We start from the raw sequence: 10,867 nt of genomic DNA, 5'->3' as shown, positions 1-10,867 counted from the left end.
CGGGCGGCCGGGGCGGCCGCCCGCCGGGCGGCGACGGACGGGACGGCGACCTGTCGGCCGAGGTCGCGGCCGCCCTCGACCGGGTGCTCGGGCGGGGTCTGGTCGGCTGAGCCCGCGTGGGCCGTTCCGGCGGCCCGGCGGCGGGCTCCGGCCGGATGTGGCCGGGAAGGCGTCACGGCCGGTGGCCGAATTGGGGGTTGACGCCCGTTTCATCCCCCTGCCACGCTGCGCGGATGCCGATCGTGCTGATGCGCCTGGTCCACCGGATCACCGCCCGGACCTGGCGCGCGCCCGCGCTGGTGCTGCTGGCGGCGTTCCTCGCGGGCTGGCTGCTGATCGCGGTGTTCGAGGAGCCCGGCGCCGAGATCAAGAGCCCGCACGAGTACCTCTGGTACTTCTTCGTCAGCGGCACGACCACCGGCTACGGCGACCTGTTCCCCACCTCGGCCGGCGGCCGGATCGGCGGCGCGATCGTCATCATGGCCGGGCTCACCGCGGGGCTCGTGCTGTTCGCCGAGCTGACGCTCTGGATGGCGAAGGGCAGGACGATGAAGGCCAACGGGCATGCCCGGCTGCACCACCGGGGACACCTCGTGACCGTCGGCTACGACCGCGACGGCCTGCGAGGGATCATCGGCCAGCTCCGCGCCGACCCCCAGTACGCGCGGACCCCCGTCGTCACGGTCTTCTGGCCGGACCAGCTGGCCGGCGAGAACCCCGACCCCGGGCTGTACGACGTGGTCGCCTTCGACGACACCGCGTTCGAGCGGGCCTGCCTGCAGGACGCGCGGACGGTGGTCGTCGTCGGCCGGACCGACGACGAGACCGTCCGGGTGATGCTGCACGTGGTCGCCTACCTGCGCCGGTACGGGGACCCGCCCGTCCACCTGCTCGCCGGGGTCCACGACGGCGGGCGGCGCGCGGAGATCACCGAGGCGCTCGGGCTGATCGGGCCCGACATCGAGCCGGTCGACGTGGACGATCCCGCCGTCGTCGCGGTCGCGATCCGCAACCCCGGCGTCGCGTCGATCTACCACAACCTGGCCAGCACGCTGGACGCCGACTCGACGCTGTTCCGCGTCGACGTCCCGGCCGGCGTGGGCGAGTGGCCCCGCCTCGACGTGGCGATCTTCCTGTTGCGGCGCGGGAGCACGCTGCTGGCGGTGGGGGAGTCGCATCGGCCGAACGCGCGGTTCCGGCTCGCCGCCGAGCCGGGCGAGGTGATCCGCGGCGGCCAGTCGCTGGCCGTGGTCGCGCCCGGCCGTCCCGACATCCCCTGGCACGAGCTCCCGGCCTGAGCGGCGGCCGTCCCCGCCGGTGCCCACTGGGCGGTCGTCCGGCGCCGAAGAGCGGACATCGGACGGATGTCCATGGCCTGGCCAGGGACGGCCGCGTCCTGGACCGGTCAGGCCCTGCTTCCCTGGGAGAGGGCGGCACGGGCCGCGCCTGGCCACATTCGCGAGGGTAGGGGGTATGGCGTCCCGCTCCCGTCCGGGGAGGGGCGTCGCGCCGCCCGGCGGACGACGACCGTCCTGACCTGGCCTGACCGTGGATGTTCACGTTCGCGGAGTGCGCCCGAGCCTTGACCGGTCCGTGAACAGCCTGCTAACTTTGCCGCATCCTGGAATAGCATTCCGTATCGCGGAAACTCTCCCGCGGATCATCAGAAACGCGGATGTTCGGAGATCGCGGATTTTCGGAGTGAGCCGACGGAGGGAACCCCGTTGAAGAATCTCGTGCCGATCCTCGCGGCGGTGCTCCTGGGCGCCGCCGCAGCCTGTTCCTCGTCCGGGGACGGGAACTCAGGCGGCCCCGTCGAACTCATGCTCTGGCACGGTCAGGACGACACCGCGGCCAAGTCGATCGAGAAGCTGGTGGCGTCGTTCAACCAGACCCACCCGGACATCAAGGTCAAGACCGACTCCGGCGGCGCGACCGCCGACACCATGCTCCCCAAGGTCACGGCCGGGTTCGCCGCCGGCACCCACCCCGACATCGCCTACATGTACGGCTCGTGGGGCGCCGCGCTCGCGCGCAGTCCCAAGGTGCCCAACCTGAAGCGCTACATCAGCGGCCCCAACGTCAAGTGGGACGACTTCTGGCCCAACACCCGCCAGTCCTCGACGATCAACGGCAAGGTGATCGGTTTCCCCTCCGCCGTCGACGCCCTGTCGGTTCTCTACAACAAGAAGCTGCTGGCCGAGGCCAATATTAAGCCACCCTCGCCGAATTGGACATGGGACGACTTCCGGGAGATGTCGCGCAAGCTCACCGACGCCAAGACCAAGACCTACGGCACCACGTTCGCCATCAGCGGGGGTGAGGAGACCACCTGGCTGCTGTGGCCGCTGGTGTGGCAGCACGGCGGCTCGATCCTGTCGCCCGACGGGAAGAAGGCCGCGTTCAACTCCCCGCAGGGCGCCCAGGCGCTCTCGGTGATGCAGCAGATGGCCGTCCAGGACAAGTCGGTCTACATCGACTCCAGTCCCGCGGAGAAGGGCCAGAAGCTGTTCGAGTCCGGCAGGCTCGGGCTCTTCCTCGCCGGTCCGTGGGTGCTCCCGGACGTGCAGGCCGCGAAGATCGACTACGGTTTCGCGCCGCTGCCCGGCACGAACGGCGACCACCAGACGGTGTCGGGGCCGGACAACTGGGCCGTCTTCGACCACGGCTCGCGGCGGATCAAGGCGTCCGTCGAGTTCCTCACCTGGCTGACCCAGCCGGAGCAGCAGCTCGTGTGGATGAAGGACACCGGGGCCCTGCCCACGCGGCGGTCGATCCTGCAGCAGCCCGGCTACCAGGAGTTCCTCAAGAAGTACCCGGGCATCGGGGTGGCCACCGACAACCTCGCCAACGCCAAGCAGATCAGGCCGGTGACCGCCAAGTACCCGCGCGTCTCCTCGTTCGTGGCCGAGGCGATCGCCTCGACGCTGCTCGGCAGGTCCGACCCCAAGGCCGCCCTGGACGACGCCGCCCGCAAGTCCGACGCGCTGCTGGCGGTGCCCGGCCAATGAGCGCGGTCGTGACCAAGAAGCAGGGCCGGCCCGCCGCCGCCCGTCCGGGCCGGGGCGGCTCCCGCCGCGGCGGGCCGCCGCGCCGCCGCGCCGCCGAGCAGGCGGCCGGCTGGTCGTTCGCCGGGCCGTCCACCCTGCTGGTGCTCGGGTTCTCGCTGCTGCCGATGGGCTGGGCGTTCCGGCTGTCGCTCACCGACTCCGACCTCGTGACCGAGGGGCAGAGCGTCGGGCTCGACAACTACCGCGCGCTCGCCGACGACCCGGTCTTCTGGAAGTCGATCCGCAACACCCTGGAGCTCATCGCCCTCTACATCCCGATCTCGCTGGCGCTCGGTCTCGCCGTCGCGCTGCTGCTGAACAAGCCGATCAAGGGCATCGGGTTCTACCGGGCGTGCTTCCTCGTGCCGTTCGTCGCCTCGGCCGCGGCCGAGGGACTGCTCATGGCCTTCGTGTTCGACAAGGACTTCGGCGTGGTCAACGGGCTGCTGACCCGTACCGGGCTGCCCGCCCAGGGCTTCCTGGACGACCCGTCGCAGGCGATGCTCGTCATCTCCGGGATCTTCATCTGGACGCAGTTCGGATTCAACGTCGTGATCTACCTGGCCGCGCTCCAGGAGATCCCGAAGGAGGTCATGGAGGCCGCCTCCATCGACGGCGCGGGCCCGTGGCGGACGTTCCGGCACATCGTCGTCCCGTCCGTCCGGCCGATCTCGATGTTCCTGGCGGTCTGGGGGCTGATCGACTGCCTCCAGTTCTTCGACCTGCTGATGACCTCGACCAAGGGCGGGCCGGTCAACTCGACGATCACGATCGTCTACTACGTCTGGCAGCTGGCCTTCGAGTACTTCACCGCGGGCTACGGCGCCGCGGTCGCGTACGCGCTGTTCGCGGGCAGCCTGGCGGCCATCGTCATCGGCCTGGTCTTCGGCCGCCGGAAGGGGTTCCTGCTGTGACCACCGCACCCATGACCGGGGGCCGGCCCGCCGCCGCGCAGGCGGCGGGCCGCCGTTCCCGGCGGCTCCCGAGCCCGCGGCATCTGGCGCTGCTGCCGCTGTCGCTGCTGATGGTGGTGCCGTTCGTGTACATGCTGGGCGCCTCGGTCATGACCAGGGCGCAGCTCAACCGGTTCCCGCCGCCGATCCTCCCGCCGGGAGTCGACCTCACCGGCTACCGGGAGCTGCTGTCGGACTCGGAGTTCCCGCGCTGGTTCCTCAACAGCGTGATCGTCGCGGGCGCCATCGTGGTGTCGCAGGTGATCCTCTGCAGCATGGCGGGCTACGCGTTCGCCCGGCTGCGGTTCGTCGGCCGCCGGGTCGCGCTGGTCCTGGTCATCGCGACGACGCTGATCCCGTTCCAGCTCACGGTGATCCCCACGTTCCTGATCTTCCACAAGCTGCACATGATCAATACGCTGGGCGCGCTGATCGCGCCGCAGCTCGCCTCCGCGCTCGGCGTGTACCTGATGACGTCCTTCTTCCAGAACTTCCCGCCCGAACTGGAGGAGGCGGCCCGGATGGACGGCTGCTCCCGCTGGGGAGTGTTCTTCCGGGTCGTGCTGCCGGTCGCGCGGCCGGCGCTCGCCGCGCTCGCGGTGATCACCTTCATCTACGCCTGGAACGACCTGTTCTGGCCGATGGTGGCGATCACGTCCAAGGAGAACCTCACGGTGCAGGCCGGCCTCACCACCTTCCAGGGGCAGCACCGCGCCGACTGGCCGCAGATCATGGCCGGGACGGTGCTCACCACCGTCCCGGTCCTGATCGTGTTCCTCATCGGCCAGCGGAGGTTCGTGCAGGCGCTGGCCGGGGCGGTCAAGGGCTGAGCCCGGGGGGCCCGGAGACGCCGCCCGCCTCAGGTTCCGATGAGGCGGGCGGCGTTGTAGGCGTAGACCTGCGCGAGCACGTACCCCGGCAGGCCCAGCCCGCTGATGTGCCAGCGGCCCATCAGGGGCGGGTCGTCGGCCGAGTGCGGGAAGTGCTCGTCGAGGGTCTCCAGGAACCGGAAGTGCGTCGCGTAGGTCTCCGGGTTCGGCGGGAACTCGTCGGTGCCGAACAGCACCCGGCCGGGGAACCGCAGGATGAGGTCGCGGGTGGCGCGCGGCTGCCGGCCGAGCTCGGCGATGCGGGCGGCGATGTCGATGTGCAGGTTCGGGTACGCCTCCATCATCCGCGCGACCCGGCCGAGGTCCTCGGCCTGGCAGCCCGCGTGGACGGCGATGAACGTCGTACGGGGATGCCCGCCGACGAGCGCCTCCAGCGCGTCCATGAGGCGCTCGAAGCGGGGGAAGCGGTCGGCGTCGGCGAACGACCAGTCCGGGTGGGCGAGCAGTTGCTCGTACCGCTCGTTGCGGGCGTCGACGGGGTCGAAGAAGGCGATCGGGTCGGCGGTGTGGATCGCGACCGGGACGCCCAGCTCACCGGCCGCCTCCCACAGCTCGCCGAGCCGCGGGTCGTCGGGCAGGACGAGCCGCCCGGCGGCGTCCCGCACGTGCAGGCCGAGGTCCTTCCAGACCTTCAGCCCGCGCGCCCCGGCGTCCACCGACCGCCGCAGGCTCGCCGCCAGCGCCTCGCCGCCGCGGTCCAGCTCGTCCCAGTCGACGTGGCAGAACGTCAGGAACCGCCCGGGGTGCGCGCGGTCGTAGCGGTCGAGGTTGTCCTCCAGCTCCTTGTCCCAGCGGCCGTCGAGGTTCACGATCGTCCGGATGTTGCACTCGTCCATCACGGCGAGCAGCGCGCCGACGTCGGGGACGGACCAGTCGCCCGTCAGCCACCGCCCGAGATGGTTGTGCGCGTCGACCGCCGGGACGGAGGCCCTCTCGACGCGAGACCCCGGCACGCGCAACCGCGTCCGGGGCCTGTACTGGCTCAGCTCCATTTCCTCACTCCCGTCGTACCGCGGCGTGCCCGGCCATGAGGGGGGTCATGACCGGGCACGCCGTGTGACCGTTGGTCGGATCAGCGCCGGACGCCCTCCGGCAGGGTGTCGCCGTGCGCGGCGATCATGTCGTCGACGAGGTCGTGGATCTGCGCGAGCGTGAGCGTCGCCGCGGCGTTCGGGTCGAGCATCGCCGCGTGGTACACGTGGTCGCGCCGGCCCTCCAGCGCCGCCCGGACGGTCAGCTCGCCCACGTTCAGGAACGTGCGGTTCAGCGCGGCGAGCTGCGCCGGCATCGCGCCGATCCGGGTGGGCTGGACGCCGCTCCGGTCGACCACGCAGGGCACCTCCACGAAGGCGTCCGCGGGCAGGTTCGTGATGAGCCCGTCGTTGCGGACGTTGCCGTGCACGATCCGGCGGGTGCCCGTCTCGATCGAGTGGATGATCTCCGAGGCCAGCTCGGACATCGGCTCGATCTCCACGCCCTCGCCCGCGGCCAGCCGCTTCTGGGTCCGCTCGTAGGTGTCGAGGTTCTCCCGCGACCACTCCAGGTACGCGCCGACCTGGATGCCGAAGTGCTCGATCTGGTCGTCGTGGCGCAGGAACCAGGGCAGGTACTCCGACCCGTGCACCGACGACTCGGTGGGGAAGTGCCCGAACCGGGTGAACACCTCGGCGCGGACGGTGCGCCGCAGCGCCGGGTCGGCGGCGACCACCTCGGCGAGCCGCGGGTACAGGTCCTCCCCGGCGCGCTCGAACTTCAGCACGAACGCCTGGTGGTTGACGCCGGCGGTGACGAAGCCGACCTCCTCCACGGGAACGCCGACGAGCCCGGCCAGCCGCTCCTGAGTGTCCCGGACGGAGTGGCAGATGCCCACGACGTTGCGGAACGGCGTCCCCTCGTACACCGCGCGGGGGATCATCGTCATCGGGTTGGTGTAGTTGAGCAGCAGCGCGTCCGGCGCCAGCTCCGCGAGGTCGTTGCCGAGCGCCACCATCACCGGGATCGTGCGCAGCGCCCGGAAGATGCCGCCGATCCCGAGCGTGTCGGCGATCGTCTGGCGCAGCCCGTACCCGGCGGGCACCTCGAAGTCGATCTGGGTGGCCGCGAAGCCGCCGACCGCGATCTCGTTGATGACGTAGTCGGCGCCGTCGACCGCGGCGCGCCGGTCGGTGTGCGCCTCGACCTTGGCGGGCAGCCCGAGGTGGGAGACCATCCAGTTCGCCATGGCCTCGGCCGTCGCCAGCCGCCCGGCGTCGATGTCGTGCAGGACGAGGGTGGAGCCGCCCAGGCCGGGCAGCGTGAGGATGTCGGACAGGACGTTCTTGGTGAACTCGACGCTTCCGGCGCCGATGAAGACGATGCGTGCCATACGGGATGTCCCTTACATGATCGCGAGCTGGCCGCCGTCGATGACCAGCTCGGCTCCGTGAACGAACGAGGCCTCGTCGGAGGCGAGGAAGGCGTAGGCGGAGGCGACCTCCGCGGCCTGCCCGGCCCGGCCGAGAGGGATGTGGTCGCGCTGGTAGGCGGCGACGAAGTCGGGGTCGAGCGTCGCCTCGATCGAGGCGTTGAGCGGCGTCCTGATGTAGCCGGGGCAGACCGCGTTGACGCGGATCCCGTGCCGGCCGAGCTCGACCGCCATGGTCTTGGTCAGCAGCAGCACGCCGCCCTTGGACGCGTTGTAGTGCGCGTAGTCCTCCTCGCCCCCGAGCGCGTTCGTCGAGGCCATGTTGACGATCGAGCCGCGGGTGCCGGTGTCGACCATGACCTTGCTGACGGCCTGGCCCACCAGGAACATCCCGCGCAGGTTCACCGAGATGATCGTGTCCCAGTGCGCCGGGGTGATCTCCAGGAACGGCTCGCGCCAGGACGTCCCGGCGTTGTTGATCAGCACGTCGAGGCCGCCGAGCGCCGCACGGGCCTCGGCGACGAGCCGGGCGACGTCGTCCTCCCGGCTCACGTCGCACCGCGTCCCGGCGATCTCGCCGAGCGGGGACAGCTCGGCGACGACCTCGCCGACGCCGTCCAGGCCGCAGACGAAGACCCGGGCGCCCTCCTCCAGGAACCGGCGCGCCGCGGCCGCGCCGATCCCGCTGGTGCCGCCCGTGATCAGGACGTTCTTGCCGGTCAGCCCGCGCATCAGCGCACCCTTCCCCGGGCGGTGACGGCCAGCTCGCGGTCGAGCCGGCCGCCGCGCACCCCGTACGCCGTGTCGACCAGGTTGCAGACGGGGCAGACATGGCTCGGGATGAGCTCCAGCCGCTCGCCGATCTCCGGCCCCGCCCCCGGCTCGCAGCCGCCCACGCCGTGCTCCTCGCTGAGGAACCGCATGGTCAGCTCCGGCCGCCCGGCGACGATGATCCAGCCGGGCGTCCCGGCGCCGTCGGAGGTGAGGGACTTGCTGCCCGCGTCCACCACGAACCGGTCCGGCGCGGGGCGGGCGACCACGGTCACCAGCACCCGCGCGGCCGCCGTCCGCTCGGTGGCGACACCGAGCCGGATCATCGTGGCGTCGTTGAACACGTACGTGCCCGGCCGGATCTCGGTCACGCCGGGCACCGCCGCGCCGTACCGCGCGGTCGGCGTGGAGCCCACGCTGATCTCCAGCTCGCCGCCGCACAGCCGCGCGGTCTCGACGAGGTCGGTGACCTCGCGCTCGGCGGTGGCGCGCAGCTCGTCCGCCGACGCCGACCGGTAGGAGTGGCCGGCGTGGGTGAGCAGCCCGGCCACGCGCACGCCGGGGACGGCGCGGACGTCGGCGACGAGCTCGGCCGTCGGCGCGCCCGGCGGCCGGCCGAGGCGGTGCATGCCCGTGTCGACCTCCACGAACACCGGGACGGGGTCGGTCCGCCCGGCCGCCTTGCCGAGCTGCTCGGCGACCTCCGCCGAGTCGAGGCTGACCCGGACGGTGGCCCGCTCGCGCAGCGCGGCCAGCCGCGCCGTCTTCGCCCGGCCCCACAGCGGGTAGGCGAGCAGGATGTCGCCGAAGCCGGCGTCGGCCATCACCTCCGCCTCGCCGAGCTTGGCGCAGGTGATGCCGGCGGCGCCCGCGTCCAGCTGCAGGCGGGCCACGTCGGGCATCTTGTGCGTCTTGACGTGCGGGCGCAGCCGCACGCCGTGCCCGGCCGCGACCCCCGCCATCTCGGCGATGTTCGCCTCGGCGGCGTCCAGGTCGACGATGAGCGCCGGGGTGTCGAGCTCCGGATAGGGGACGGTCACGATCCTCCTTCGCGCGGCAGGTGCAGCACCGCGTCGATCTCGACGAGGATGCCGTTCAGTCCCGCCGCGACCGTGGTGCGGGCGGGCCGGGGCTCGGGCACGGCCGCCGCGTAGACCGCGTTGAAGGCGGCGAAGTCCGCGATGTCGGCCAGGTAGACGTTGACCTTCACGGCGTCGGCGAGCGAACCGCCTGCGGCGCGCGCGAGCGCGGCGAGGTTCGCCAGCGTCAGCTCCGTCTGCGCGGCGACGTCGCCGGGGACGATCTCCCCGGTCGCGGGGTCCAGCGGCCCCTGACCGGAGATGTACACGAAGTCCCCCGCCCGGACGGCGGGGGAGTAGGCGCCGGCCGGCGGCGCCCCCGCCGCGGACGTGACGATCTCCTTGGCGGGCCCTCCGGCGGCGGACCCGGCGGCGGGGGATTCGGCTGTGGATGGCATTGCGGCCCTCTCAGGCTGTCGGAACGGCTCAGACTCCCAGCACGACCGCGCGCCCGACCTTCGGGACGAAGTACTCCTGGTCGGAGAACTGGCGGTCGAGCGTGTCGACGAACGCCGTCACCGACTCGGCGTTGACGGCGAACAGGTCGTGGTGGCTCGGGATCAGCCAGCGCGCGTCCGCCCGGGCGGCCAGGTGCGCCGCCTCCCGGACGGTCAGGTTGCCCACGATCCCGAGCTCCTCGCGGATCCGGTCGCGGCCGTTGACCGGCAGCAGCGCGACCCGCGGCCGGAGCCCCTCCAGGGCCCGGTCGATCTCGGGGTGCAGGACGGTGTCGCCCGCGTGGTAGACGGTGACGCCGGGGTCGACCTCGACGACGTAGCCGAGGAAGCGGTGCGCCCCGTCCTGCACCATGACGTCGTAGCATTCGGGGCCGGTGTACTCGGGCGAGTGCGCGGCCGGGACGGGGTGGACGCGGACGCCCTCGACCTCCAGCGGCCGTCCCGCGTGCGCGGGCAGGAACCGCGCGCCGAGCGCCTTCACCTCGTCCTCCAGGACGGGCGGCGCGACGACCGTGAACGGGCGGCGCGCGAGCGCGGGAGCCAGCGTCAGGGGATCGAAGTGGTCGGCGTGCTCGTGGGTGACCACCACCACGTCCACGTCGAGGTCGGCGGGCGCGAACGGCGGCGGGAACCGGCGCGCCCACCGGCCGGGCGGGCCGAACTCCGAGTCGGCCGCCAGCCGGTCCGACAGGTACGGATCGACCGCCACGACCGTCCCGCCGGAGCCCTTCAGCAGGAATCCGGCCTGCCCGAGGGCGCACAGGCCCACCGTCCCGGGCGGCACGGCCAGCTCGCGGAAGCCCGCGCTGACGTTCATGAGCGTCTCCCATCGCTCGTGTTCCCGGCTCGCGCCGGGGCGTGCGCCCGGCGCGAGCCCTGGACGGACCCCGGGTGGGCCCTGGCCGGGCCCTACGGCGCGAGCAGGGCCTTGACCGGTTCGGTCCCGCCGTTCATCAGGTCGGTGAAGATCTTGGCACCGTCGCCGAGGGGGTAGGTGTCCACCCAGCTCAGGTCCCAGTCCGCGGCGAGCCCGACGGCGGCGGCGAACTCACCGGAGGTGTACCCGAACGAGCCGAGCAGCCGCTTCTCGCCGCGGACGAGATCGGCCGCGTCGAAGCCCGGGTCGGCGCTGGCCAGGCCGAGCCCGACGGCGGTGCCGCCGGGCGCGAGCCGGGCGAGCGCGTCGGCGCGGGTGCCCGGCAGCCCGACCGCGTCGAAGACCACGTCGAACTCGCCGCGCAGCACCGGGCCGGTGTCGTCGG

General features: G+C 72.3%; 11 protein-coding genes. 4 read left to right on the top strand and 7 right to left on the bottom strand.

What is annotated here, in order from left to right:
• Window positions 1-233: 233 nt before the first annotated feature.
• From E1291_RS33455 to E1291_RS33440, 4 genes are all read left to right on the top strand, one after another.
• Window positions 234-1,298: a potassium channel family protein gene (locus tag E1291_RS33455; RefSeq protein WP_165495410.1), complete on the top strand. Its 1,065-nt coding sequence runs from the start codon at window positions 234-236 to the stop codon at window positions 1,296-1,298.
• Window positions 1,299-1,724: 426 nt separating this feature from the next.
• Window positions 1,725-3,011, top strand: coding sequence for an ABC transporter substrate-binding protein (locus tag E1291_RS33450; protein ID WP_131742077.1), 1,287 nt, complete (start codon window positions 1,725-1,727; stop codon window positions 3,009-3,011).
• Between the two features lie 8 nt (window positions 3,012-3,019).
• Window positions 3,020-3,964 (top strand): carbohydrate ABC transporter permease, encoded by a 945-nt coding sequence (locus E1291_RS33445; RefSeq protein ID WP_242614540.1) that lies wholly within the window; start codon window positions 3,020-3,022, stop codon window positions 3,962-3,964.
• On the top strand, window positions 3,961-4,833 hold the full coding sequence (locus E1291_RS33440; RefSeq protein ID WP_207401075.1) for a carbohydrate ABC transporter permease: 873 nt from the start codon (window positions 3,961-3,963) through the stop codon (window positions 4,831-4,833). The genes E1291_RS33445 and E1291_RS33440 overlap by 4 nt, the downstream gene beginning before the upstream one ends.
• Before the next feature lie 29 nt (window positions 4,834-4,862).
• Here E1291_RS33440 and E1291_RS33435 read toward each other — a convergent pair whose 3' ends face one another.
• The 7 genes from E1291_RS33435 to E1291_RS33405 form a co-directional block, all read right to left on the bottom strand.
• Complete coding sequence (locus E1291_RS33435; RefSeq protein ID WP_131742075.1) at window positions 4,863-5,885, bottom strand: amidohydrolase family protein; 1,023 nt, start codon at window positions 5,883-5,885, stop codon at window positions 4,863-4,865.
• A gap of 80 nt (window positions 5,886-5,965) precedes the next feature.
• Window positions 5,966-7,258, bottom strand: a complete 1,293-nt coding sequence (locus E1291_RS33430) for an alpha-glucosidase/alpha-galactosidase (RefSeq protein WP_131742074.1) — start codon at window positions 7,256-7,258, stop codon at window positions 5,966-5,968.
• A 12-nt stretch (window positions 7,259-7,270) separates the two neighbouring features.
• Entirely contained in the window at window positions 7,271-8,029 is a 759-nt protein-coding gene (locus tag E1291_RS33425) for an SDR family NAD(P)-dependent oxidoreductase (RefSeq protein ID WP_131742073.1), read from the bottom strand.
• Window positions 8,029-9,108 carry an alanine racemase gene (locus tag E1291_RS33420; protein ID WP_207401074.1) on the bottom strand — a complete coding sequence of 360 codons (1,080 nt, stop codon included), beginning with the start codon at window positions 9,106-9,108 and terminating at the stop codon, window positions 8,029-8,031. The genes E1291_RS33425 and E1291_RS33420 overlap by 1 nt, the downstream gene beginning before the upstream one ends.
• On the bottom strand, window positions 9,105-9,545 hold the full coding sequence (locus E1291_RS33415; RefSeq protein WP_131742072.1) for a RidA family protein: 441 nt from the start codon (window positions 9,543-9,545) through the stop codon (window positions 9,105-9,107). Before E1291_RS33415 ends, E1291_RS33420 begins: the two co-directional genes overlap by 4 nt.
• A gap of 28 nt (window positions 9,546-9,573) precedes the next feature.
• A complete protein-coding gene (locus tag E1291_RS33410; RefSeq protein WP_131742071.1) occupies window positions 9,574-10,422 on the bottom strand; it encodes an MBL fold metallo-hydrolase in 849 nt (282 codons plus the stop codon).
• A 92-nt stretch (window positions 10,423-10,514) separates the two neighbouring features.
• On the bottom strand, window positions 10,515-10,867 hold a 353-nt coding region (locus tag E1291_RS33405; RefSeq protein ID WP_165495409.1), incomplete at its 5' end, for a zinc-binding dehydrogenase.

The sequence above is a fragment of the Actinomadura roseirufa genome, from assembly GCF_900659635.1.
Classification (GTDB): Bacteria; Actinomycetota; Actinomycetes; order Streptosporangiales; family Streptosporangiaceae; genus Spirillospora; species Spirillospora roseirufa.
This window is presented reverse-complemented; position numbering and strand designations above follow the sequence as displayed.